The 24748-nt window shown below is 67.0% G+C and carries 22 protein-coding genes, 1 tRNA gene and 1 pseudogene; 10 read left to right on the top strand and 14 right to left on the bottom strand.

From position 1 onward, the window contains the following. Nucleotides 1–12: 12 nt before the first annotated feature. The 5 genes from mtgA to HSX43_RS15670 form a co-directional block, all read right to left on the bottom strand. On the bottom strand, nucleotides 13–753 hold the full coding sequence (mtgA, locus tag HSX43_RS15690) for a monofunctional biosynthetic peptidoglycan transglycosylase (protein WP_179381083.1): 741 nt from the start codon (nucleotides 751–753) through the stop codon (nucleotides 13–15). Nucleotides 754–1231: 478 nt separating this feature from the next. Further along, nucleotides 1232–5770: a glutamate synthase large subunit gene (gene gltB / locus HSX43_RS15685; protein WP_179381082.1), complete on the bottom strand. Its 4539-nt coding sequence runs from the start codon at nucleotides 5768–5770 to the stop codon at nucleotides 1232–1234. Continuing rightward, nucleotides 5767–6228, bottom strand: coding sequence for a GFA family protein (locus tag HSX43_RS15680; RefSeq protein ID WP_179381081.1), 462 nt, complete (start codon nucleotides 6226–6228; stop codon nucleotides 5767–5769). The genes gltB and HSX43_RS15680 overlap by 4 nt, the downstream gene beginning before the upstream one ends. Next, nucleotides 6225–6932 carry a hypothetical protein gene (locus HSX43_RS15675; protein WP_179381080.1) on the bottom strand — a complete coding sequence of 236 codons (708 nt, stop codon included), beginning with the start codon at nucleotides 6930–6932 and terminating at the stop codon, nucleotides 6225–6227. The genes HSX43_RS15680 and HSX43_RS15675 overlap by 4 nt, the downstream gene beginning before the upstream one ends. A gap of 58 nt (nucleotides 6933–6990) precedes the next feature. Continuing rightward, a complete protein-coding gene (locus HSX43_RS15670) occupies nucleotides 6991–8457 on the bottom strand; it encodes an NAD(P)-dependent oxidoreductase (protein ID WP_179381079.1) in 1467 nt (488 codons plus the stop codon). Between the two features lie 215 nt (nucleotides 8458–8672). On the opposite strand from HSX43_RS15670, the gene HSX43_RS15665 reads away from it, so the two are divergent. Beyond that, nucleotides 8673–9473: an undecaprenyl-diphosphate phosphatase gene (locus HSX43_RS15665; RefSeq protein WP_179381078.1), complete on the top strand. Its 801-nt coding sequence runs from the start codon at nucleotides 8673–8675 to the stop codon at nucleotides 9471–9473. Nucleotides 9474–9498: 25 nt separating this feature from the next. Here HSX43_RS15665 and HSX43_RS15660 read toward each other — a convergent pair whose 3' ends face one another. Both HSX43_RS15660 and HSX43_RS15655 read right to left on the bottom strand, forming a co-directional pair. Next, nucleotides 9499–10881, bottom strand: coding sequence for an MATE family efflux transporter (locus tag HSX43_RS15660; RefSeq protein ID WP_179381077.1), 1383 nt, complete (start codon nucleotides 10879–10881; stop codon nucleotides 9499–9501). A 49-nt stretch (nucleotides 10882–10930) separates the two neighbouring features. Further along, nucleotides 10931–11914: a complex I NDUFA9 subunit family protein gene (locus tag HSX43_RS15655; RefSeq protein WP_179381076.1), complete on the bottom strand. Its 984-nt coding sequence runs from the start codon at nucleotides 11912–11914 to the stop codon at nucleotides 10931–10933. A 137-nt stretch (nucleotides 11915–12051) separates the two neighbouring features. Between HSX43_RS15655 and HSX43_RS15650 the strand changes: the two genes are divergently transcribed. From HSX43_RS15650 to HSX43_RS15620, 7 genes are all read left to right on the top strand, one after another. Further along, nucleotides 12052–12138, top strand: a tRNA-Leu gene (locus HSX43_RS15650). An 83-nt stretch (nucleotides 12139–12221) separates the two neighbouring features. Then, entirely contained in the window at nucleotides 12222–12851 is a 630-nt protein-coding gene (locus HSX43_RS15645; RefSeq protein ID WP_179381075.1) for a ribonuclease D, read from the top strand. Nucleotides 12852–12879: 28 nt separating this feature from the next. Further along, a complete protein-coding gene (gene lptC / locus HSX43_RS15640) occupies nucleotides 12880–13494 on the top strand; it encodes an LPS export ABC transporter periplasmic protein LptC (RefSeq protein ID WP_179381074.1) in 615 nt (204 codons plus the stop codon). Between the two features lie 14 nt (nucleotides 13495–13508). Continuing rightward, nucleotides 13509–13982: a lipopolysaccharide transport periplasmic protein LptA gene (lptA, locus tag HSX43_RS15635; RefSeq protein WP_179381073.1), complete on the top strand. Its 474-nt coding sequence runs from the start codon at nucleotides 13509–13511 to the stop codon at nucleotides 13980–13982. Continuing rightward, on the top strand, nucleotides 13979–14731 hold the full coding sequence (lptB, locus tag HSX43_RS15630; protein ID WP_179381072.1) for an LPS export ABC transporter ATP-binding protein: 753 nt from the start codon (nucleotides 13979–13981) through the stop codon (nucleotides 14729–14731). Before lptA ends, lptB begins: the two co-directional genes overlap by 4 nt. 223 nt (nucleotides 14732–14954) lie before the next feature. Then, a complete protein-coding gene (gene hpf / locus HSX43_RS15625) occupies nucleotides 14955–15524 on the top strand; it encodes a ribosome hibernation-promoting factor, HPF/YfiA family (protein ID WP_179381071.1) in 570 nt (189 codons plus the stop codon). A gap of 33 nt (nucleotides 15525–15557) precedes the next feature. Beyond that, nucleotides 15558–16022 carry a PTS sugar transporter subunit IIA gene (locus tag HSX43_RS15620; protein WP_179381070.1) on the top strand — a complete coding sequence of 155 codons (465 nt, stop codon included), beginning with the start codon at nucleotides 15558–15560 and terminating at the stop codon, nucleotides 16020–16022. 3 nt (nucleotides 16023–16025) lie between these two features. Here HSX43_RS15620 and HSX43_RS15615 read toward each other — a convergent pair whose 3' ends face one another. The 6 genes from HSX43_RS15615 to cysQ all read right to left on the bottom strand — a co-directional run bounded on the left by HSX43_RS15615 (nucleotide 16026) and on the right by cysQ (nucleotide 22977). Continuing rightward, nucleotides 16026–17402 (bottom strand): nodulation protein NodH, encoded by a 1377-nt coding sequence (locus HSX43_RS15615; RefSeq protein WP_179381069.1) that lies wholly within the window; start codon nucleotides 17400–17402, stop codon nucleotides 16026–16028. Then, nucleotides 17395–19071, bottom strand: a complete 1677-nt coding sequence (locus tag HSX43_RS15610; protein ID WP_179381068.1) for a DUF5927 domain-containing protein — start codon at nucleotides 19069–19071, stop codon at nucleotides 17395–17397. The genes HSX43_RS15615 and HSX43_RS15610 overlap by 8 nt, the downstream gene beginning before the upstream one ends. After that, nucleotides 19068–20078 (bottom strand): glycosyltransferase family 2 protein, encoded by a 1011-nt coding sequence (locus HSX43_RS15605; RefSeq protein WP_179381067.1) that lies wholly within the window; start codon nucleotides 20076–20078, stop codon nucleotides 19068–19070. Before HSX43_RS15605 ends, HSX43_RS15610 begins: the two co-directional genes overlap by 4 nt. Before the next feature lie 126 nt (nucleotides 20079–20204). Further along, on the bottom strand, nucleotides 20205–21221 hold the full coding sequence (locus HSX43_RS15600; RefSeq protein WP_179381066.1) for a glycosyltransferase family 2 protein: 1017 nt from the start codon (nucleotides 21219–21221) through the stop codon (nucleotides 20205–20207). Nucleotides 21222–21226: 5 nt separating this feature from the next. After that, nucleotides 21227–22108, bottom strand: a complete 882-nt coding sequence (galU, locus tag HSX43_RS15595; protein ID WP_179381065.1) for a UTP--glucose-1-phosphate uridylyltransferase GalU — start codon at nucleotides 22106–22108, stop codon at nucleotides 21227–21229. Nucleotides 22109–22179: 71 nt separating this feature from the next. Continuing rightward, on the bottom strand, nucleotides 22180–22977 hold the full coding sequence (gene cysQ, locus HSX43_RS15590) for a 3'(2'),5'-bisphosphate nucleotidase CysQ (RefSeq protein WP_179381064.1): 798 nt from the start codon (nucleotides 22975–22977) through the stop codon (nucleotides 22180–22182). A 90-nt stretch (nucleotides 22978–23067) separates the two neighbouring features. Here cysQ and HSX43_RS15585 point away from each other — a divergent pair, with 90 nt between their 5' ends. Next, nucleotides 23068–23889, top strand: coding sequence for an ABC transporter permease (locus HSX43_RS15585; protein WP_179381063.1), 822 nt, complete (start codon nucleotides 23068–23070; stop codon nucleotides 23887–23889). Next, on the top strand, nucleotides 23886–24482 hold the full coding sequence (locus tag HSX43_RS15580; protein ID WP_179381062.1) for an SH3 domain-containing protein: 597 nt from the start codon (nucleotides 23886–23888) through the stop codon (nucleotides 24480–24482). Before HSX43_RS15585 ends, HSX43_RS15580 begins: the two co-directional genes overlap by 4 nt. A 51-nt stretch (nucleotides 24483–24533) precedes the next feature. Here HSX43_RS15580 and HSX43_RS15575 read toward each other — a convergent pair. Continuing rightward, nucleotides 24534–24623, bottom strand: a pseudogene (locus HSX43_RS15575) (alpha-ketoglutarate-dependent dioxygenase AlkB); the annotation flags it as partial. Nucleotides 24624–24748 lie beyond the last annotated feature (125 nt).

The raw sequence follows: 24748 nt of genomic DNA, 5'->3' as shown, positions 1-24748 counted from the left end.
GGCAGACGCATTTCAATCCTCGAAGCAGGCGGCGCGGCCGTCGGCACGGATTGTCGCCGCCCCGTCGCGGACCCGCCGGGCCTTGCGCTGCAGCGCGGGTGTGAGCGCCGCGGCATCCCGCACCTTCGGGTTCGGCAGGATCGAGGCCAGCGCCGCTGCCTGCCCCGTTGAAAGGTCCGCCGCGTCGACGCCAAAATAGCGCCGCGCCGCCGCCTGAACGCCGAATACGCCCTCGTCGAACTCGGCCACGTTCAGATAGACCTCGACCACCCGCCGCTTGGGCCAGAGCGCCTCCATCAGCGGCGTAAGCCCAGCCTCCAGCGCCTTGCGCGGCCAGCTGCGGCCTTGCCAGAGGAAGGCGTTCTTGACGACCTGCTGGCTGATGGTCGAGGCCCCCCGCGTGCCGCCCGCCTCGATCGCCTCCCGGATCGCGGTCACGTCGAAGCCCCAATGGGCGCAGAAGTTCGCATCCTCTGCCGCCACGGCCGCCCGCGCCATGACCGGGACCATATCGTCGAGATCGACCCATTCGTGATCGAGCGCACCCAGCCGCATCCGCTCCGACAGCATGTAGGGCGTCACCGGCGGGTCGATCCAGCGATAGGCCAGCACCCAGAGAACGACCGCGACGACACCCCAGAAGAGCGCGCGCCAGACCCATCGCAGAAGCCGGCGCAAAGGCCCCGGCCGCGTATCCTTCCGCGTCGCGGTCTTCCGTTTCGCCGGGCTCTTCTTCTTCGCGGTCTTCGCCATGCGCCTCACCAAGCGGGCCGGGCTAATCGGGTCAAGCTCAATTGATTAGGTTGCTTCTATAGACAGAAGACCATTGGCGCGCTTAGGGCGCAACATTTGGTCAATGCTCTCGGCTCTTACCATACATCGTGTGGTATGAATCACGCGCCAACCATCTCCGGGCAAGGTTGGCGAGGCAGTTGCCGCTGCCCCGCCCAAATCACCGAAAGGAACTCGAATGATTTATCCGCGACTCAACAATATACGAGTCAGGCGATCAAGCTTGACCTTTGAAGAGGCAGTCTTTGTATGGCTTCTCCGCTGGTCAGGTGACGCCCAATACTTCATTGCGGCCAAATTTGGCACCAATGCCGCTAGGATTGCGGACGTTCTTACCGAGAAAACCCACATCGGATCTCGCCAACGGGCGCATGAACTCCGATCTGGCTAGTCAAAAAATGCAGGGCCCTCACAACCGAGGGCCCTGCAATACCCAGTTTCACTCCGCCGGGATCGCCCCTTCTTCCTCGCTAAGCGGCGCGGGCAGGTGGACGAGCATTTCCTTCGGGCAGACCTGCAGGAAATGCGCTTTCTCGCGCTCCCAGTCCGAGAGGATCTTCTGCGCGAGCTTGGAGTTCGTCTCGGCGGCATGGCGCTCGATCAGGTTGCGCAGCTGGCTCTCCCAATGGGCGACGGTCACCGGGCAGGTCACCAGCGTCTCCATGTTCATCAGCGTCTCGGCACGGCCCTCCGAGTCGTAGAGATAGGCCATGCCGCCCGTCATGCCCGCCCCGAAGTTGGCACCGATCCGGCCGAGGATCACAGCGACACCACCGGTCATGTACTCGCATCCGTTCGAGCCGCAGCCCTCGATCACCACCTTCGCGCCGGAATTGCGGACCGCGAAGCGCTCACCCGCCCGGCCGGCGGCGAAGAGGTGCCCGTCGGTCGCGCCGTAGAGGACCGTATTGCCGATGATCGTGTTCTCGTCGGCCTTGAGCGGCGAGGCCATTGCCGGCCGCACCACGATCATCCCGCCCGAGAGGCCCTTGCCCACGTAGTCGTTCGCGTCGCCCGACACTTCGAGCTTCAACCCCGGCGAGAGGAACGCGCCGAGCGACTGCCCGGCCGAGCCCTGGAGCTTGACCGTCAGGTGATCGGGCTGCAGGGAATTGCGCATTCCGAAGGCGCTCACGACGTGGCTCGAAATCCGCGTGCCGACGGTCCGGTGCGTGTTCTGCACCGCGTATTGCAGCTGCATCTTCTCGCCGTCGTTCAGGAACCGCGCGGCGTCCTTCACGATCTGCGCATCGAGCGTGTCGGGCACGGCATTGCGGGCCTTCTCGCGGTCGTAGGTGATGCGGTCGGCACCGTCGACGGTAATGAGAAGCGGGTTGAGGTCCAGATCATCGAGATGGGCCGAGCCACGCGACACCTGCGTCAGCAGGTCCGCCCGTCCGATCACCTCGTCGAGCGACCGCGCACCGATCTCGGCCAGGATCTCGCGCACCTCCTGCGCGTAGAAGGTGATGAGGTTCACCACCTTGTCCGCCGTGCCGGTGAACTTCGCGCGCAGGCGCTCGTCCTGCGTGCAGACGCCGACGGGGCAGGTGTTCGACTGGCACTGACGCACCATGATGCAGCCCATCGCGATCAGCGCCGCGGTGCCGATGCCGTACTCCTCGGCCCCCATCATCGCGGCCATGACGATGTCGCGGCCCGTTCGCAGCCCGCCATCGGTCCGCAGGGTGACCCGCTCGCGCAGGTTGTTCATGGCAAGAACCTGATGCGCCTCGGTGAGCCCCATCTCCCACGGCAGACCGGCATACTTGATGCTGGTCGCCGGGCTGGCCCCGGTGCCGCCATTGTGCCCCGAGATCAGGATGACGTCGGCCTTGGCCTTGGCGACACCCGCCGCAATCGTGCCGACACCGGACGAGGCCACCAGCTTCACCGTCACCTTGCAGCGCGGGTTGATCTGCTTGAGGTCGTAGATCAGCTGCGCGAGGTCCTCGATCGAATAGATGTCGTGGTGCGGCGGCGGCGAGATCAGCGTCACGCCCTTGGTCGAGTGCCGCAGCCGCGCGATCAGGTCCGTGACCTTCATGCCCGGAAGCTGCCCGCCCTCGCCGGGCTTCGCGCCCTGCGCGACCTTGATCTCAAGCTCCTCGCAGTGGTTCAGGTACTCGGCAGTGACACCGAAGCGGCCGGATGCGACCTGCTTGATCTTCGCCGACGGGTTGTCGCCATTCGGCTCCGGCACGAAATGCGCCGGATCCTCGCCACCCTCGCCCGAGTCGGACTTCGCGCCGATCCGGTTCATCGCGACGTTCAGCAGCTTGTGCGCCTCGGGGCTGAGCGCCCCCAGCGACATGCCCGGCGTCACGAAGCGCTTGCGGATCGAGGTGATGCTCTCGACCTCCTCGATCGGGATCGGCGCGCCCTTGGGCTTGATCGCCAGCAGATCGCGCAGGTGGATCGGCGGGTTCGACTGCATCGCGTGGCTGAACTGCTTCCAAAGCTCGAACGACCCCCGGTCGCAGGCCGCCTGCAGCATGTGCATGGTCTGCGCTTCCCAGGCGTGCTTCTCGCCCGAGCGGCGCGCCTTGTAGAAGCCCCCGATCGGCAGGACGTTCGACGCGCCGTGATAGGCGGCGGCGTGGACGGCCTCCAGCTTCTTCTGGATACCATTGGTGCCGATGCCCGAGATGCGGCTGAGCATCCCCGGGAAATACTCGGCGCACATCGCACGGGACAGGCCCACGGCCTCGAAGTTCAGGCCCCCGCGATAGGAGGAGATGACCGAGATGCCCATCTTGGCCATGATCTTCAGAAGGCCCGCGTCGATCGCCTTGCGATAACGCTCGACCGCCTCGTCGAGGGAGCAATCGAGCAGGCCCTTCTCGATCCGGTCGGCAAGGCTGTCCTGCGCGAGATAGGCGTTCACGGTCGTCGCCCCGCAGCCGATGAGGACGGCGAAGTAATGCGGGTCGATGCACTCGGCCGCGCGTACGTTGATGGAGCAGAAGGTGCGCAGGCCCTTGCGCGTCAGCCACGAATGCACCGCAGAAGTAGCGAGGATCATCGGCATGGCGACCTTGTCTTCGTCCTGCAGACGATCGGTCAGCACGATATGCCCCGCGCCCGAACGCACCGCGTCCTCCGCCTCGGCCCGGATGCGTTCCAGCCCCTCCTTCAGGGCCCCGTAGGAGGCATCGGCGGGGAAGGTGCAGTCGATGGTCGTGACCGAATCCTCGAAATGCTCGAACATCGCCTGAAACTGTGCGTTGCCGACGAAAGGCGAGGGCAATTCGAGGATCTCGGTCTGCGAGCCGTCTTCATCGAGCACGTTCTTGAGGTTGCCGAAGCGCGTCTTCAGGCTCATCACCCGGAATTCGCGCAGGCTGTCGATGGGCGGGTTCGTCACCTGGCTGAACGCCTGCCGGAAGAAGTGGCTGAGCGGGCGGTACTTCTCCGAGAGAACGGCCGAGGGCGTGTCGTCGCCCATCGAGGCCAGAGCCTCCTTCCCGTCTTCGGCCATCGGCGCGAGGATCTGCTCCAGCTCTTCCACCGAATAGCCCGCGGCCACCTGCCGCCGGCGCAGCTCCGCACCCGCGTGGACGGCCGTCTCGGCCACGCCCTTGGTGATGTCGCCCAGGTCGGTGATCTTCTCGACCCAGTCGCCGAAGGGCAGCGCGCGGGCGAGCTTGTCCTTGATGGCCGTGTCGTGGAAGAGCTTCCCCTTCTCCATGTCCACCGCGATCATCTGGCCGGGACCGAGCGCGCCCTTCTCGACGCAGGTGGCCTCATCCACCGGCACCATCCCGGCCTCGGACCCGGCGATCAGCAGGCCGTCGCCCGTCAGCGTGTAGCGCATCGGGCGCAGGCCGTTGCGGTCGAGACCGGCGCAGACCCAGCGGCCATCGGTCATGGCGAGCGCGGCAGGCCCGTCCCACGGCTCCATCACCGCGTTGCAATAGGCGTACATGTCGCGCCAGGCGTCGGGCAGTTCCACCGCCGACTGCGACCACGATTCCGGCACCAGCATCGTCTTCGCCATCGGGGCCGAGCGGCCCGCGCGCACCATCACCTCGAAGACCGAGTCGAGCGCCGCCGAATCCGACGCGCCCTGCGGCACGATCGGCTTGATGTCCTCCGCCATCTCTCCGAACGTCGAGGACGCCATGCGGATCTCGTGGGACTTCATCCAGTTGATGTTGCCCTTGAGCGTGTTGATCTCGCCGTTGTGCGCCAGCATCCGGAAAGGCTGCGCCAGCCACCACTGCGGGAAGGTGTTGGTCGAATAACGCTGGTGGTAGATCGCGAAGGCGCTCTCGAAGCGCTCGTCCTGCAGGTCCGGATAGAACTCCGCCACCTGCTCGGCCAGCATCATCCCCTTGTAGATCACGCCCCGGCACGACAGCGACGCGAGGTAGAGCCCGTTGATCTGCGCCGCGATGGCGGCCTTCTCGATCCGGCGACGGATGACGTAGAGCTCGCGCTCGAAGGTGTCCTCGTCGACGCCCTTCACGTTCGAGATCAGGATCTGCTCGATCTCGGGCCGGGTCGCGTTGGCCTTCTCGCCCAGGCACTCGATGTTCACCGGCACGTGCCGCCAGCCGTAGATGTAGTAACCCATCCGCAGCACTTCGGTCTCGACGATGGTGCGGCATGTTTCCTGCGCGCCGAAGTCGTTGCGCGGCAGGAAGACCTGGCCGATGGCGATGCGCTTGCCCTCGTGGGGCTCGTGCCCGGTGCGGCGGATCTGGTCCTTGAAGAACTCCACCGGGATCTGCACGTGGATACCCGCGCCGTCACCCGTCTTGCCGTCGGCATCCACCGCGCCGCGGTGCCAGATCGCCTTGAGCGCGTCGATGCCCGCCTGAACCACCTTGCGCGACCGCTTGCCCGACACGTCGACGACGAGGCCCACGCCGCAGGAGGCGTGCTCGCTCTCCTCGTGGTAGAGGCTCTGTCCGGCGATCTCCGCACGGCGGGTCAGCTCGTCGCGTTCCCAATCGCTGAAGTAATGCGTCATGGATCGTCTCCCTCGATGGCACGATTGTCCCGTTCGTATTCGGCCCGGGTCTTGGTTCGGTGATCTCCGGCAAGCGGCAGGTAGGCCGGTCGCCGGTCGGTATAGATTTCGGAGAGGAGCGGAAACTCCGCCGCCCCGGCGAAGAGCCCCGGCATCAGCTCGTAGGGCAGGTCCGCCTTGTCGGTATTGCGCAGCCAGAGGCTGCTGCCGCAGGTCGTGCAGAAGGCACGCTCGGACCAGTCGGTCGAGGCATAGCGCGTCACCGGCCCGGTCACGGTGACCGCCGCGGCCTCCGCCTCGAACGCGCCGTAGAGCCCGCCGGTCCAGCGCTGGCACATCAGGCAATGGCAGACCCCGATGCCGGCGAGATGCGCGCCCGACACCTCGATGCGCACCGCCCCGCAGAGGCAGCGACCCTCCAGCCGACCATCGCGGCGATAGACGTCGACCCAGCTCATGCGATAGCCCTCGCATAACGCGCATAGAGGGTCTCGACCCGTGCCTTGCGGCCCCGGATGGCGGCACCGATCACCTCGTAGAGCAGGCCCAGTTCCTTGAGACGCCCGGCGAGGTTGTGCTTGCTCTTGGGCAGAACCCAGCGGTGCACGCGCTTGATCTCGGGCGCGAATCCCAATTGCTCCACATCCTCGACACAGCCGCCCCCGGCGGTCAGGTAGTACTGCGTCCGCGTCGCCCCGAAGGTCTCGCCGACGTTGCGCGCGGGCATCTGGCCGTACTTGCCCATGACGTCGGGCCAGCGCGTATCGTCCGTGAGCGTGCGGTCGAGCGTCAGCTGCGGCGAGAAGGCGATCGCCCGGCGCACCCGCATCTCCCGCGGCAGGAGGAGCGCGCCGTAGCCGCCCATCGACGTGCCCAGGGTCACGATCTCCTCGATCCCCTCGGACTTGCGCAGATACCGCACCAGCCGGACGACCTTGGGCCAGAGCCCCGGAGCCGCGTACCAGCTCGCCCGGCGGTCGGTCACGAACAGCACGTTGTTCTCGCCCCGGCGCGAGGCCGATCCGGCGAACTCGTCGAGCGGCGCGCCCCCGAAGCCCGCGCTCATGCCGGTGAAGACGACGACCATGCGCCGCGCGCTGCCGGGCAGCCAGCGCAGCATCAGGTCCTCGTCCTGCAGCACGGTGTCAACGGTCGGAGCCATGGGGCCTCTCGGGTCGGGTCGCCGGTTTCGGCGGGGATCAGGGATGGGGCAGGGCCCCTTACTCGGCAGCGATCACGGGCACATCGGCCCCGGCGAGTTTCGCCAGGATCGCCTCGCCCGCCTCGCGCCCGTCTCGGATCGCCCAGACGACGAGGGAGGCTCCGCGCACGATGTCACCCACGGCATAGACACCTTCGAGCGGCGTCTCATGCGTGCGGAAATCGGCCTTGATCGTGCCCCAGCGAGTCACCTCCAGCTCGGGCTTGGACCAGAGCGTCGGCAGCGCCTCGGGCTCGAAGCCCAGCGCCTTGATGACGAGATCCGCCTCCTCCACGTAGTCGGCCCCCTCGATCAGCTCGGGCTTTTGCCGCCCGGTCGCGTCGGGCTCGCCCAGGCGCATCCTCTGCACGTTGACGCCGGTGACGGCCGGGCCGCCCTCCATCGCCTCCTGCAGCCCCGCTTCGAAGCCCGCCGGCGCGGTCAGCCAGACGAACTCGACGCCCTCCTCCTCGGCGTTGGCCACCTCGCGCTGGGAGCCGGGCATGTTGGCGCGGTCGCGCCGGTAGAGGCACTTCACGCTGGTCGCACCCTGGCGGATCGCCGTGCGCACGCAATCCATCGCCGTGTCGCCACCCCCGATCACCACGACGCGCTTTCCTTCCGCATCGAGCGAGCCGTCGTCGAATTCGGGCACCGCATCGCCGAAGCTCTTGCGGTTGGACGCGGTCAGATAGTCGATGGCCCGCACGACGCCGCGCGCATCCGCGTTCGCCCCGTCGAGCTCGCGCGACTTGTAGACGCCGGTGGCGACGATGACGGCATCGTGCTTCTCGCGGATCTCGTCGAATGTGATGTCGGAACCCACCTCGCAGTTCAGCACGAACGTCACGCCCCCCTCGGCCAGCTGGTCGTTGCGGCGCATGACCACATCCTTTTCCAGCTTGAAGCCGGGAATGCCGTAGGTCATCAGCCCGCCCGCGCGGTCGTAGCGGTCATAGACCGTCACCTGCACGCCGGCCCGGCGCAGCACATCCGCAGCCGCCAGCCCCCCGGGGCCCGCGCCGATGATGCCAACGCTCTCCGTGCGCTCGCGCCGCGGCTTGATCGACGGCACCCAGCCATTCTCGAAGGCGGTGTCGGTGATGTACTTCTCGACCGCGCCGATGGTGACGGTGCCGTGGCCCGACTGCTCGATCACGCAGTTGCCCTCGCACAGGCGATCCTGCGGGCAAATGCGGCCGCAGATCTCGGGGAAGGTATTGGTCGCCTGGCTGACCTCGTAGGCTTCCTCGAGCCGGCCTTCTGCCACGAGGCGCAGCCAGTCGGGGATGTTGTTGTGCAGCGGGCAATGGGTCTGGCAATAGGGCACGCCGCATTGCGAGCAGCGGCCGGCCTGCTCGGCGGCCCGCTCGGCGGCAAACTCGCGATAGATCTCTCCGAAGTCCGTCTTGCGATCGGTCGCCTCGCGCTTCTCGGGCGTCTGGCGGTCGACGGTGACGAACTGGAGCATCTTGTTGCCGGCCATGAATCCCTCCTGCCAAATCAGATGTCCCGCATAGACGATGTGCGCGGAAGTATAAAGTCAATAATGCTGACCTAAATAGTCCTTTTGCACGAGGGTTTCGTGCCATCGCCGCGACAAATCGTCGAATTTAGGGTCGAATCGGACCTATCCGGTGCCTTTCTTTGCCCATCGGCCTTCGCCATGCTGCGCAAAACAAGGCGAATCGGGCGACCCAAATGGCACTCTGGCACCTCATCCTCCTGGCGATCGTCCAGGGCGTGACCGAGTTTCTGCCCGTCTCCTCCTCCGCCCATCTCATCCTGGTGCCGCAGCTCACCGGCATCGCCGATCAGGGCACGGCCCTCGACGTCGCGCTGCACGTCGGCACGCTCGGCGCGGTCGTCCTCTACTTCCGCTCCGAGGTCGCCCGCGCCCTCGCCGGCACGCGCGACCTGCTGCGCGGGCGCGGCGGCCCCGATGCCCGGCTCGCCCTGGGCCTCGCCGTCGCCACGATCCCCGTCGTCATCGTGGGTCTCGTGCTGCAGCTCATGCACCTGACCTATCTGCTGCGCTCGGTGGAGGTCATCGGCTGGGCGACCATCCTCTTCGGCGCGCTCCTGTGGTGGTTCGACCGCATCGGCGCGGAGGAGAAGGACCTCGCCGACTGGACCCCGAAGCAGGCCGTGTCCTTCGGCCTCTGGCAGGCGCTCGCCCTCATTCCCGGCACGTCGCGCTCGGGCATCTGCATCACCGGCGCGCGCGCCATGGGCTATACGCGGGAGGACGCGGCGCGCATCGCCATGCTCATGTCGATCCCGACGATCATCGCCTCGGGCGCGCTCCTGTCGCTCGAGGTCGTGGGTCAGGCCGACGGGCAGCTCCTGCGCGACGCGGGCGTGGCCGCGCTGATGGCCTTCCTCGCGGCGTTGGCCGCGCTCGCCCTGATGATGCGCCTCCTCCGCACGGTCAGCTTCACGCCCTACGTCATCTACCGGATGATGCTCGGGGCGTTTCTGCTCGGCTGGGTGTATCTCTAGGAACGGTCGTCCCTGCCCGCTCGCCTCAATCCGGCACCACGCGCGCCGGCGCACCCACCGGGGCCACGTCCGTCTTCAGGAGGTCCGTCGCCCGCGCCGCGACCAGAACGGCCCAGGCTCCGAAAATATTGGCCACGACCGCCGCGCCCAGAACGCCCGCGTAGCCGAAGAGCGTGACGCCGAGCCAGGCGAGCGGCACGTAGACCACCAGCACCCGCGCGACCGAAAGCGTCATCGCATGGCCCGCCTTCGAGATCGCGTTGAGCGCCGCGTTCCCCGTCACCAGCATCCCGAACCCGAAGATCGACCAGCCGACGACCCGCAGGTAGGATTCGGCGGCCGCAGTGCTGTCATCCCCGGCACCGAAAGCGCTCGCGATCGGGCCCGCGAAGAGCGTCAGCGCAATCGCCACCAGAAGCCCGTATCCCACCGAGAACTGAAGGCAGAGGCGCAGCGCTTCGCGCGAACGGTCGCGCATCTCCGCGCCCCAGTTCTGACCGACGACCGGCCCGATGCCCGACGACAGCGCCAGGAGCGGCACCGCCACGAGCGATTCCACCCGCGTCGCCGCGCCGAAGCCGCCGACCGCGGCGGAGCCCACGGTCGCCACCGCCCCCGTGACGAGCGCCATGCCGGCCGGGTTGATCGCGTTCGACGTCGCCGCCGGGCCGCCGATCGAGGCGATGGTCTTCGCGTTGCGCCAGAAGTCCCGAAGCGGCTCCGAACAGGGTTGCAGCGTGCCGGCCCGAAGGGCCAGCGCCACGGCCAGGATCGAGGCCGTCACCATCGCCACCAGCGTCCCGAGCGCAGCCCCGGTTATGCCGAGCGCCGGAAGCGGACCGAGACCCAGGATGAAGACGGGCGTCGTCGCGACATTCACGACCGCCGAGAACACCATGATGCCGGCGGAGGCGAGGCCGCTGCCGTGGGCACGGAAGATCGCGTTGATGAGCATCATCGACACGAGGAACGGAAACGACAGACACCAGAGCGGCGTGTAGCGCAGCGCCGCCTCGAGCACCTCCGGCTCCGCACCCAGCAACGCGAACAGCGGCCCGTCGAGCAGCCAGAAGAGCGCCGAGGCCAGAGCCGCGAGTACGAGGCCGATGCCAAGCGCGTGCAGGCCCCGCCGGGTCACGTCGTCGTCGTCCTCGCGCCGCCCGAGCGCCTGCGCGATGATGGCACCCGCCCCCGCCGAGAGCCCAATCGAAAGCGAGGAGATCGCCGTCGTCACCGGGTAGACGAAACCCACCGCCGCAAGGGCCTCGGACGAGACCTTCGAGAGGAAATAGGCGTCGACGAGGCCCGTCGAGATCACCGCGAGGATGCCCAGCATCATCGGCCCCGAAAGCACGGCAAGCGCCTTCCAGACGGGGCCTTCGGTCAGGTCGCGGGATGTCTTGGCCATTGCGGTCCTCTCGGTTCAGGACCGCGATCTAGCGCGAAAGACCCTCAGGTCAGGTCTTCAGGTTCTTCGCGCTGTCCTTGATATCGGAATACTGGCCCGACGGGCGGAAGCGCCAGAGATAGCCGGGCAGCACCGATTCCATCGTCGTGGGCGCGACGCCCAGCGCCTCGAAACCCGGACGGTCGCCCGTGACCACGTTGTCGCGGGCAAGGTTGCGCACCTGGTCGCGCGTCAGCGTGCCGTTGTGGAGGATGCCCAGCGTCGCCGTCTGCGCGAAGTCGAGGACCGAAGCCATGATCCGCGCGACGAAGAACGGCACGGTCACCACGAGGGCGCGCCGGCGGATCACCTTGAGCATGGTCTGCATCAGCTCGCGGAAGGTATCCACATCCGGCCCGCCCAGCTCGTAGATCCCGGTCTGCGCCTTGCCCAGCAGGGCGAATTCCGCGGCGGCCGCCACGTCGTCGACGAAGACCGGCTGGAACCGCGTGTTCGGCCCCACGACCGGCAGGACCGGCGCGAAGCGCGCCATTCCGGCGAAGCGGTTGAAGAATTCGTCCTCGGGTCCGAAGACGATCGAGGGCCGCAGGATGACGGCCCCCGGCATATGCTCCTGCACGCCGGCCTCGCCCTCGGCCTTGGTGCGGGCGTAGTCGCTGTCGCTCTCGGCATCGGCTCCGATGGCACTGATGTGCACCATCGTCGCGATCCCCTCGGCGGCGGCGAGGCGCGCGATCCGCGTCGCCCCTTCGGCCTGGGTCGCGTCGAATGTATTCGGCCCGGCCTCGGCCAAGACGCCGACGCAATTGACCGCCGCATCCGCCCCCGAGAGCGCGGCGGCGACCGAGGCGTCGTCGCGGATGTTGGCGAAGACCGGCTCTACCTGCCCCACGGCACCGTACATCCGGACGAAATGCGCTTCGTTCGGACGGCGGCAGGCGACGCGCACGCGCCAGCCCTGCTTGGCCATCCGGCGCGCGATGTAGCGGCCGACGAAACCGGAACCGCCGAAGATGGTGACGAGCTTCTGCATGGAGGGGCCTCCTGGAATTGGCCCTGCGATACCCCCCGGGGCAGGCGCGGGCAAGAGTTTCGATTTTCCGCGTCAGTTTCTATCCGGTGGCGATTGACACGCCCGGGTGCCGGAGATACGCACCGCCCACCGTGGATGCCCAGGTGGCGGAATTGGTAGACGCGCTGGCTTCAGGTGCCAGTTCCTGTATGGGAGTGGAGGTTCGAGTCCTCTCCTGGGCACCACGGTCGACCATCAAGAAACGCCCGGCGCGCTGCAATGGCCGCCGGGCGTTCTTGCATCCGATCCCGGCGTACGGAGGCCCCCGATGACCATCGCACAGGACAAGATCACCCTGCACAAGGGCGACCTGCCCGACGGGCTCGACCTCGGGCCTTCGGTCGCTATCGACTGCGAGACGATGGGCCTCAACCCGCACCGCGACCGGCTCTGCCTCGTGCAGCTGTCGTCGGGGGACGGCACCGCGCATCTGGTGCAGGTCGCGCAGGGGCAGACCGAGGCCCCGAACCTCGCGCGGCTCGTGAATGACCCGGCGGTGCTCAAGCTCTTCCACTACGGCCGCTTCGACATCGCGGCGATCTTCCACAGCTTCGGCGCGCTGGCGCAACCGGTCTGGTGCTCCAAGATCGCCTCGCGCCTCGTGCGCACCTACACCGACCGGCACGGGCTGAAGGCGCTGCTGTCCGAACTCCTGCAGGAGGATATCTCCAAGCTGCAGCAGACCTCCGACTGGGGTGCCGAGACGCTGACCGAGGCGCAGATGGCCTACGCCGCATCCGACGTGCTCTATCTCCATCGCCTCAAGGAGAAGCTCGACGCCCGGCTCGCGCGCGAGGGCCGGACCGAGATCGCGCAGGCCTGTTTCGACTTCCTGCCGACGCGCGCGAAACTCGACCTGATCGGGTACCCGGAGACCGACATCTTCGCCCATTCCTAAAGGCGCGCGCCCGGCCTAGAGAGAACCCATGCTGGATCGAAGCCCGAGCAACCCCCTCTACAGCCGCCTCGTCCGTCTGGCGGCGCTCGTGCTGCCGGTGCTGGCCCTGCTTCTGCTGTCGAGCATGTTCCTGCTGGCGCGCCGGGTGAACCCCGAGGACGCGATCCCCCTTGCCACCGTCGACGTCTCCGAACGCGCGAACGACCAGCAACTCACGATGCCGCGGTTCACCGGCGTCTCGCAGGGACGCACGGCCTTCGACCTCTCGGCGCGCGCGGCCCGGCCAGATTCCGCGAATCCGCGCCTGATGTCCGCCGAGACGCTGCGCCTCGTGCTCGAGGACACCGACGGCGGGCGGGCCACCGTGGTCTCGCGCAGGGGCAACGTCGACACCGGCACCCGCACGATCGAGCTTCTGGGCGATGTGCGGATCGACACGTCGACGGGCTATGCCCTGCGGACCGAGGCGCTTTCGGGCACGCTTGGCACGCTTGCGGTCGAGGCCCCGGGCGAGGTGCGGGGCGAGGGGCCGCTCGGCACCCTGCGTGCCGGGGGCATGTCGCTCACCGAAGACCCGGAGACGGGTGCCGGACGGTTGGTGTTCACGAACGGAGTGGACCTGCTATACACGCCCCCAAGCTGAACCGGATGATGACAATGTTCCTGCGCGTGATCGCCTTTTCCCTCCTGGCCGCCCCGACGTGGGCGCAGACCGCCGACATCGGCTTCGGACGCGGCGATTTCGACAGTTCCGCGCCCGTCGAGGTGGCCGCCGACAACCTCGAGGTCGATCAGGCGACGGGCCGCGCGACGCTCACCGGCAACGTCGTGATCGCGCAGGGCGAGCTTCGGCTGTCGGCCCGGCAGGTGACCGTGGACTACGCCACCACGGAGGGCGACCGCCGGATCGAGCGGCTGAACGCGAACGGCGACGTGCTGATCGTTGCGGGCGAGGACGCAGCCGAGGGACAGGAGGCGGTCTATACGCTCGGCTCCTCCGACATCCTGCTGACGGGCGACGTCGTGGTCACGCAGGCCGGCAATACGCTCGCCGGCGACCGGCTGACGGTGAACCTCGATTCGGGCGCCGGCACGGTGACCGGGCGCGTCCGCACGACGCTGCAACCGTGACCGGCGGCCTTTCGGTGACCGAAGGAGGCGGCGGCCTGCACATTCGCAACCTGCGCAAGTCCTACAAGAAGCGCCCCGTCATCCGCGACGTGTCGATGGACCTCGCGCGCGGCGAAGTGGTCGCGCTCCTCGGGCCGAACGGCTCGGGCAAGACGACGACGTTCTACTGCATCGCGGGCCTCGTGACGCCCGACGGCGGCACCGTCAGCCTCGACGGGACGGAGGTGACCTGGCTGCCGATGTATCGCCGCGCCAAGGCCGGCATCGGCTACCTCCCGCAGGAGATGTCGATCTTCCGCGGTCTGACGGTCGAGCAGAACATCATGGCGATCCTCGAGGTCGCCGAGCCCAAGCGGCACCGGCGGCGCGAGCGGCTCGAGGAGCTTCTGAGCGAGTTCAATATCGAGCACCTGCGCCGGGCCTCCGCACTCGCCCTTTCCGGCGGTGAGCGGCGGCGCGCCGAAATCGCCCGCTGCCTCGCGGCGAATCCCCGCTACCTGCTCCTCGACGAGCCCTTCGCCGGCGTCGACCCGATCGCCGTGGGCGATATCCGCAGCCTCGTGGTGGAGCTGAAATCGCGCGGCATCGGCGTGCTCATCACCGATCACAACGTCCGGGAAACGCTGGAAATCGTCGATCGGGCCTACATCCTGAACGACGGTGGCGTGCTGATGTCCGGCACGCCCGACGAGGTCGTGGCGAACGACAACGTGCGCCGTGTCTACCTGGGTGAGGGGTTCTCGCGCTGAACGGCGCGGCTTCGCACGCTAGGAGCGATTTCGACACGTTTCAAGATTGACATGGGGGTCACGAAAAGCGCCCAATCGGAGAATGGAGTCCCGACCCGCTGCCCCTGTCCCGCACGATGGGACGACCGTGCAGACCGCCGCTCACGCGACCGGCCCGGTGCCACACACCCGAGGAAACGCGCGCCGGCGGACGGGTCCGCTCCGAATTATCCAAGGAGGAATCATGCGCTACCAGATTACCGGAAAGCAGATCGACATCGGCGAGGCCCTGCAGACCCACGTGAAGACGGAGCTCGGCTCGGTCGTGGAGAAGTATTCGCAGCGCCCCACGGACGCGAATGTCGTGTTTTCCAAGTCGGCGCATGAATACTGCTGCGAGGCGACGGTGCATCTGTCGACGGGCCTGACGGCGCAGGCCAAGGGCAAGGCGACGGAGATCTACGCCGCCTTCGACGGCTGCAGCGAGAAGATGGACAAGCAGCTCCGCCGCTACAAGCGCCGGCTGAAGAACCACCACCAGGAACGCAGCCAACCGGTTGAACTTTCGGGTGCCGCCTCATATATCCTCGCCGCGGAAGAGACCGAGGACGAGCCGGATTCGCTTGCCCCCGTCATCGTGGCAGAGATGGAAGCGAAGATCCCGTCCCTGTCGGTTGGTGAAGCGGTCATGCAGATGGAGTTGGCCGGCGCGCCTGTGCTGGTCTTCAAGAACGAAAAGGGCGGCGGCGTGAACGTGGTCTATAAGCGCGACGACGGAAACGTCGGCTGGATAGACCCCGCAACCAGCACCTGACGCCGCAACGTCGGCACCGACGAGGACGAGCACATGCAGCTGAGCGAGATCCTGGCCCCCGGGGCCGTGAAGGTATTGCCAAAGGCGTCCAGCAAGAAGCGACTGTTCTGCGACCTGGCCGAAGTCATGCAGGCCGAGCACGAGATGTCCTACGACGCCGCCTTCTCCGCCCTGCAGGAGCGGGAGGCGCTCGGCACGACGGGTGTGGGCGGCGGCGTCGCCCTGCCCCACGCCCGCCTGCCTGATCTCGAACAGGTGCATGGCGCGTTTTTCCGGCTCGAAACGCCGCTCGATTTCGACGCGACCGACCGCAAACCCGTCGATCTGGTCTTCGCGCTCTTCGCGCCGGAGGGGGCCGGCGTCGCCCATCTGAAGGCACTGGCCCTCGTCTCGCGCACGCTGCGCGATGCTTCGCTCTGCGCCAAGCTGCGGGCGAACGGCGATCCGGCGCTGCTCTATACGGTCATCACCGAGGCGCAGCCGTCCGTCGCCGCCTGACCGTCAGGAGTTCTTCCAGCGCTTGAAGCCGAAGGCGAGGAAATCGCGCCGATAGGCTTGGATGCAGGCGTCCTCCACCTCCGAATCGAGAAGGGCCACGACGTCCGCCGGCATCGGCATCTCGAACGCCGGGGCCGATCGACCGACGCGCCCGGCGAGCCGCGCGAGCTCCTCTGCGGCCTCCTCTTCACGGATCAGGCGCTGCGGCAGAACGGCCTGTGCCATCCCCGACAGAAGCGCCGCCTGACTTGCCCATTCGGGTGCGACGGGCAGGGAGGACTGACCGTTCAGATTGGCTTTCAGGAATTTCAGAAATCCCAGAAACGCGTCCCGGGCCGGTCCGTCTGGATCGACCCCATGTTGGTTCGCTACCACCCGGCGCAGGGTATTGGCCGCGTTTCCCTTGCCGGACTGCATCCGCTCGAAAGCCCGATACGCGCGCAGGAGCGGGTGACGCACGATGGCGAAACTGACGAACCCCTTGGCCTTGCGCATCCAGGGCCGCAGGTCCTTCTGCGTCATCCCCTCGACCGGCGGTGCCCCGTCGAGCACGGTGAGCCACGCCCGGATCGCCTCGGTCGGGCCGCCAGGGAGTGGCAGCGCCAGAAGCGGGCTATCGGCTGCCGCCATCAGCGTCGGTACGGCCGGCCCGCGCGGTGGCTCGACGTTGACGGACCGCGTGAGCAGGAACGGGTCGAGCGTGGCGAGATGGGCGCGCATCTCCCCGGGGTTCTCGACCTTGTCCTCCACATCGCCCGGGTTCTGCCGCTTGAGCTTGCCGGGCACCTCCGCCAGCCGGCTGCCCGCGCCAAGATAGGCGGCCAGACCATTGAGAACGTCCAGATCCCCGATGTCGTCGTAGGCGATCCAGAACGCCCCCTGCCCCGACACCTGCAAGCGTCGCTGCACATGGTCGCGGAAGGTCATTTGCCGCTCGATCAGCGCGTCGAAATCCTCCGCCACGAAGCGTGCCGTCGCGGCCTTGGCCATCTTCGGGTTCGTGAGCCGCCACTGCCCAGTCTGCGACGCGATGGCGAGAGAGACGTAGCTGTCGAGCGGATTGCGCGTCAGCACGACCTTGGCGATGCGCGGATTGTCGAGGATCTCATCGAGGACGCGGGGATCGTGGTCGTGAAAGAACCGGAACCCGGTCAGTCCCGGCTCCGACACCACCGCATCGAGCAGCGGAGCAGGGTCCGCCTCCCGCGCGGCCATGTCGATGCCGAAGAGTTCCGTGCGGTTGTGACTGCCGAGGAAGACGGGGTTGAACACCTCGCCGAAGCTTTGCACGCCGTCGAGCGCGTTGAGCGACTCCTCAAGGTGGTTCGACCCGGTCCGCATCTCGGCGAAGAGGACGAAGGCGTCGAAGCGGTCAGCCATGGTGCCGCCCCTCTCGACTGCCGTAGTCGGCCGGGAAATCCCCCATGACCTGCGGCTTCATCCCGCCGTTGCGCAACTTCTGCAGGAAGCCGTGAAAGGCCGAAAGGTCGTGCATCTCCGGCATTTCGGTCAACCGACGCGGCCCCGGGCCGACGATCTCGTCGAGAACGCCTTGCAGCTTTTCCAGCGGCTGGGTCACGAAATCCGCCAGCGTCCACATATGGACGCGGGCGGCGACGCCGGGGCTGCGCAGCGCCTTTACGAAGGCCATCTCCGCCCGTTGCAGACGTGCGGCCTCGGCCTTCACGGCCTCGAAGGGCTCGTTCGAGACATGGAGCGGCACCGCCCAGGCGCCTGTCACCAGCATCAGCGTCGCGTTCGGATCGCGCGCTAGGAAGGGCGCGATGTCCTGCACGTCGCCCGGCCCGAAGAAGAAGCTCTGCCGTTCGCCGCGGGTCGACCAGAGAAGGTTGGTCAGGAACTGCTCGGGCCGGTAGTCGCGCAGCGCCACGCTGTCCGACAGACAGCCGTTCATCACCGTCTCGTCCCCGGCGAAGGCGACCCTCTCGGGGTGATAGAGATGCCCGTGGACGCGCCCGCCGAGCCGCCGTGCGAGCCAGGGTTCGAACGCCTCGAAAAGCTGCTCGGGCCCGCAGAAGACATTGTAGCGCCCGCAGGTCAGCCCGTTCTCGTAGCCCGGAGCCGGGAAACGCGCCTGCGAATAGAGACCCGTGCGCCCCTGCCCCCGACGCTCGTTCGCCTTGCTGAAGACCCGGTCGATCTTGCCGGGGTTCGGCTCCGCCCGCCGGGTCGGCGCGCGGCTGTCGTCGAGGAAGGTCTCATAGAGCCGGTCGGCATGGGGCCAGATCTTGCGCGCGACGAAGCAGTCCGATCGCTCCAGAAGCGGCTGGTGATCGTCGTAGAAGATGTGCGGCTTGCCCTGGATGTCGAACTTGGAGAGCGTCAGCGATCGGCTCTCGATCTCGGTCGCGTAGCGTCGCACGAGCGACTGGAAGTAGCTCTCGTCCGGGATCCAGACGCGCGCGAAATAGGTATCGACGGCCGATCGGTCGGGGGCCTCGAGGATCGATTCGAGCGTGCGGCGCGTCAGGCACCACCACTGGCTGCCGAGGTGGGGCGACACGCCGTCCGGGATGCTGCGCTTCAGCCCGAGCCGGCGTTGCAGCCGGACGTAGCCGTCGAAGAGCCGCCGGTGCTTCCGCCAGGAGAAGGGAAAGCGCAGGGTGAACCGCTCGGTTTCGAGGCCGTCGACCGTCCACGTGACCTGATCGGTCGTCACGCTCTCGATGAAATCGGTCTCGGGATGATCGTCGAGATAGCTGCGCAGCTCCGCCACCGGCCTCAGCGGCAGGCACGATCCGGAGGCGAGGAAGACGTGCCGGACGTCGGGAAAGAGACCGAGAAGGCGCGTGGTCGCCAGCTGCGTCGCCCGCACGAGCGACCATGTCCCCCATTCGACGCGGACGCGGCGGGTGAAGCGGATATTCGGCTCCTCCCGGAAACGCGCGCGAAACGCGCGATAGGTCCGCGCGCGAACCTTGCCGTCGACGTGGATCACGACCGGACAGTCGTTCGCGGCGAAATAGCGCGCGACCTGCTCGGCCCGGTCGAAGGCCGTATGCACGAGGAGGACGAAACCCAGCGTCATGCCCAGTTCCCCTTGGAGATCAGGCCGAGGATCTCGAGTTGCCGCCAGTTGATGTAGCGCTCCGACCACTTGCACCAGAGATCTTCATCCGCGTCGAGCCCGCCGGCGTAGGCCTTGTATTCGTCTCCGGCGCGGTAGTGTTCGGAGCGGCCCGCCTCCTCGGCGGCGCGGTCGACGAAGAGGTTCAGGAACTTCGCGTGCAGCAGCACGCCGGTCGCCTTCTCCCCGCCCATGGTGTCGTAGGTCTGGTTCAGCCCGCGCGGCAAAAGCGCATGGGTCGAACTGATGTAGACGAACTCGCGCCGCCATTTGACGAGCGGCACCTTGTTGAGCGCGGGGGCCTTCCCCGGTGCCCCCTCGAAGAAGCGCCGCGCCCGTACGCCCCCCTGGATCCAGAGGTTGCCGAAGGTCGAGTTCTTCTCGAAGAGATAGTTGCCGCTGTCGAACCACGCGGCGATCTCGAACGGATCCTGCCCTTCGCGGTACGGCTGCGCGCCGATCGGGCCCTTCGGGTACATGTCGAGGAGCATCGCGCCGAAGCTGCGGATCGAGGAGGCGTCGAGCCAGTCGGTCAGGGCCCGCAGGGGGCGGGTGTCGCAGAACGGGTAGACCAGGAACTCGTCCACATCGACCGTCAGGCACCAGTGTCGATGCGCGTGCTGCCGCATCAGCCAGTTGAGCCAGTCGACGCCGAAGGCGGATTTCGCGTAGCTGGCCGTCGTCGTCCAGAGCGACACATCCTCCTGCGCTGCAAGGTAGTCGCGGGTGCCGTCATCGCTGCCGTTGTCGACGAAGAAGAAATGATCGACGCCCTTTTTGCGATAATAATCAAGGAAGTACGGCAGCCGGAGGCGTTCGTTGCGGACCGTGGTGAAGGACAGGATGGCGTCGGCCCCGATCCGCGACGTCCGGTCGCGCACGACCGAGAGCTGCCGGCGGCGGCGCAGGGCGCGGATGCGCCAGTATCGGCGGCGCAGGCGCATACGGTAGGACGAAATCAGCCCCATGACGCAGTACCACCTTCAAACCGATCAGAGAACGCTTGATGACCTATAGGCGGCATCCTTTCCGAAATGAAGCCAATCGGTTGCCCTCTCCGCCCGCGATGCATTTCAGCCGAATATGTCATCGCATCAGTCCCAGCCGCCACGTGACAAAAGGCCCAACCCCTCGAGTTGCCGCCAGCCCTCGTAGCGGGTCGATGCCTCGGTCCAGAGTATCGGGTCGGCGGTGAGCGCGTCGTAATACCCCTCGTAGAGCGTCGAGTTTTCGAAATGCTGCCGCCGTGCCTTCTCCTCGGCGGACTTGGGCAGGATCTCGGGCAGGAACTTCGTATGCAGCAGAACGCCGGTCGGGGCTTCCCCGCCCCTGCGGTCGTAGACGTGGTTGAGGTGACGCGGCAGCAGAGAGTGGGTCGAGCTGACGTAGGCGTAGCGACGGTTCCAGCGGACCAGCGGCACCTTGGAAAGCGTGGGTGCGCGCCGCGGGTCGGCGTGGAAGAAGGCCCGTGCCCGCGGTCCGCCCTGCACCCAGAGGTTCTGCAGCTTCGGCTGACGCACCATCACGTAGTTGCCGGCGTCGAAATAGGGCAGCTGCCGGAGGGGAGCGACGGCATCGGTCACCTCGCCCAGCGGTCCACGCGGATACATGTCGAGCATCAGCGCCCCCATGGAGCGCCGGCCGACATGGTCGAGCCAGCCGGTGAGCGCCCGCAGGTCGCGCCGGTCGTGATGCGCATAGACGAAGAGCTCGTCGGCATCGAGCGTCAGGCACCAGCGCCCGTGCCCGTGCCGCATCATCAGAACGGTCAGCCAGTCGACCCCGAAGCGCGAGGATTTGTAGCTGCCCTGCGTCGTCCAGACCGAGATGTCCTCCTGCGCGGCCAGATAGGCCGCAGTGCCGTCGTCGCTGCCGTTGTCGACCACGAGGAAGTGCCCGACACCCAGCGCCCGATGATGCGCCAGGAACGCGGGCAGTCGCCCCATCTCGTTGCGCACCGTCGCAAAGCAGAGGATCGCGCGGCGGGGCAGCGCCCCCGTCCGGTCGACGAGCGCGCGAAGCTGCCCGCGCTTCGAAAGCGAACGGATCAGAAGACGCCTCCGCCTCCAGCGCAACTTGTACGCCGCCCAGAGATCGTCGACTCCGGGCATCGCCGTCAGCTTGTGCTCAGGCTGAGCGCGGAGAGGAACTCGGACAGCTCGTCGCGCAGGTCGTCCCGCGCGAGGCCGAAGGCCACCGTCGCCTGCAGGAACCCCGCCTTCGAGCCGCAGTCGTAGCGCTGTCCCTCGAAGCGGAACCCGTGGACGCCGTCGCCGCCGACCTCCCGCGCGATCGCGTCGGTCAGCTGGATCTCGCCGCCCGCGCCCTCGCCGATGCCCGACAGATGCTTCATGACGCGCGGGCTCAGGATGTAGCGGCCGATCACGGCGAGGTTCGACGGTGCCGTTCCCGGCTCGGGTTTCTCGACCATGCCGCGCACGCGTAGCGTCTGACCCTCGCCCTCCTCGACGTCGAGGATTCCGTAGGAGGACGTCCGGTCCGCCGGCACCTCCATCGCGGCGACCATGCTGCCCTCGGTCTCCGCATAGGCCTCGACCATCTGTTCCAGGCAGGGCTTGTTGGCGGCGATCACGTCGTCGGGCAGGATCACGGCGAAGGGCTCGTTGTGGATGAGCCGCCGGGCGCAGGCGACCGCGTGGCCGAGGCCCCGCGCCCGATGCTGCCGGATATAGGCGATCTGGCCCGAATCCATGGTCGTGCTCTTGAGGATGTCGAGGAGATCCTTCTTCTTCTTTCGACGCAGTTCCTGCTCGAGGACGGGCGCGTCGTCGAAGTAGTCCTCGAGCGCGGACTTGCCGCGCGAGGTCACGAAGATGAACTCCTTGATGCCCGCCGCGCGGGCCTCGTCGATGGCGTATTGGATCAACGGCCGGTCGACGAGCGTCATGATCTCCTTCGGCACCGACTTCGTCGCCGGAAGGAAGCGCGTCCCGAGGCCCGCCACCGGGAAGATCGCCTTTGTCACGGATCGTTTCATGTTACACCCAGATTGGTTGAGCCCGTCTCTCAGGGCAATTCTGTAAAGCAATTTAGACGATAATGGGGCCGTCAGCCGGCCTTGAGCGCCACGCCGGGTGCCAGTGCGATGAAGAACGGATTCTCGAAGATGGGCTTGCCGTAGCCGAGCGGCGTATGATCGTCGAACCGCACGACCTGTCCTCCGGCCCCGGCGAGCACGGCATGGCCGGCGGCCGTGTCCCATTCCATCGTCCGGCCGAGACGGGGATAGAGGTCCGCCTCACCCGTCGCGACGAGGCAGAACTTGAGCGAGGATCCGGCGGACTTCATGTCGGCGACGGCATATTTCCCGATGTAGGCATCGGTCGCGGCATCGCGGTGCGACTTGCTGGCCACGACCATCAGCGCGTCGTTGTCGGGCTCGGACACGCGGATCGGGGTGACGGTGCCGGGGGTCTCCTTGTCGAAAGGACCTATCTCCTCGACCGCCGTGCCATCCGGCAGGGTCCAGAAGAGGCGTTCGCGCGCCGGGGCATAGACCACGCCGCGCAGGGGCACCCCGTCCTCGACCCAGGCGATATTGACCGTGAAGTCGCCGCGCCGGTTCACGAATTCCTTCGTTCCGTCGAGGGGGTCGACGATGAAGAAATCGCGCACGTCGAGGTCATGGGTCTCCGACTGTTCCTCGGTGACGACGGCAGCTTCCGGAAAGGCCGCGCGCAGCCCGGCGGAGATATGGGCGTCGGCGGCCTCGTCGGCCTCGGTCACGGGGCTCTGGTCCGACTTCGTCTTCACCTCGAAGTCCGGTGCGGCGTAGATATCCATGATCCTCTCACCCGCCTCGAGAGACAATTTGCGGAGAACCAACATCATTTTGTCGAAATCCATGCCTATATACCTTGAAGTAATGCTTTCGTTGCGAAGATACGGTTATTGCACGCGGAGCCTTGGGGGCAAGCGCGCGACAGGAGTGGACCGATGTTCAGAGTAGAACGACGCGATACCGCGCTCACCCGCGCGTTCACCCTGACGGAACTCGTCTACCACGCGACCGTCCGCAATATCCGCAGGGGGCATTCGACGGGCCTTCAGGCCCTCGTGATGAACATCATGCAATCGGTGATCTTCATCACCGCCTTCGTCGTCCTCTTCAACGTACTCGGCCTGCGCGGCGCGGCGCTCCGCGGCGATTTCATCCTCTACATCATGTCGGGGATCTTCCTTTTCATGACGCATATCAAGGCTTTGGGCGCCCTTGCCGGGGCCGAAGGCCCGACCTCGCCCATGATGAAACATGCGCCGATGAACACGGCCATCGCCATCTTCTCGGCCGCGCTCTCGTCGCTCTACATCCAGGTCCTGTCGATGGTGCTGATCCTATTCGCCGTGCATGTCGCCTGGCGTCCGATCGTCATCGCGGATCCGAGCGCCGCCTTCGGCATGTTCATGCTCGCCTGGTTCTCCGGTGCCGCCATCGGCACCATTCTCCTGGCACTGAAGCCGTGGTTGCCGAACTTCGTCCGGATCGTGAACATGGTCTACAGCCGGGTGAACATGATCGCCTCGGGGAAGATGTTCGTGGCCAACACCCTGCCGGCGCATATGCTCGCCTTCTTCGACTGGAACCCCCTCTTCCACGCGATCGACCAGGCGCGGGGCTACACCTTCATCAACTACAACCCCCATTACACCAACTGGGAATATCCGCTGATGATCGGGGTGATCGCGCTGATGATCGGGATGATGGGAGAGTTCTATACGCGGCAGCACGCCTCCGCGTCCTGGTTCGCCGGACGATGAGGGCGCTGGCGCTCCTCCTGCTCCTTTTCGCCTTGCCCGCGACGGCACAGGAGGCCCGTCTGCCCGCGCTCTTCTCGGTCACCGGGGTCGCGGCGGACGACGTGCTGAACGTGCGCGCGGCTCCGGGAACGGCGGGCGAGATCATCGGCACCCTGGCCCCGGACGCGACCGACGTGGAGGTCGTCGCGCTGGACGCGGGCGGCCGGTGGGGGCAGGTCAACCTGGGTGAAATCGCCGGCTGGGCCGCGATGCGCTTCCTCGACCGGCAGCCGGGCCACGACTGGGGCGACGTGCCCGCGATCCGCGTCTGCTACGGGGCCGAGCCGTTCTGGAGCCTCGATCTGCGCCCCGCGAGACTCGGGTTCTCCACACCGGTTGAATCGCTCTCGATCGAGGTGCCCGAAATCGCCCCGGTCGGCGGACGCCGCGAACCCTGGACCCTCATCACCGACAGCGACCACGGCCCGCTCTACGGCATTCTCTCGCGCGAGATCTGCTCGGACGGAATGTCGGAGGCGCTCGCGGGCTATCGCCTCGACCTGATCCAGGTGGATCGGGGCAGCTTCACGGGCTGCTGCACGCTCGCCCGGTGACCCGCGCGCCGTCATCGTCGGGCCCGACCCGACGATCTCCGACCTCCGGGGTCAGGTCACGACCCGCAGCGTCAGGTTGATCCGCCCCGGGGCCTCCAGAAGCGTCGAGGTGCCCGATGCGATCCGGTCGACCCCGTGATGCAGGTGGATTCTCAAGAGTCGTTGCGACGGTTCCGCTATCTCAGTTTCATCATCTCTTCTCTGAATGCTTCAGTTGGGGTTCGCCATCCGAGGCACTTTCTGGGGGTGCCGTTCAGGCGGTCGCA

The sequence above is a fragment of the Jannaschia marina genome, assembly GCF_013404595.1.
GTDB classification, from domain to species: Bacteria; Pseudomonadota; Alphaproteobacteria; order Rhodobacterales; family Rhodobacteraceae; genus Jannaschia; species Jannaschia marina.
Note: the sequence above shows the minus strand (reverse complement) of the source record. Positions and strands in the feature narration are given on the sequence as shown.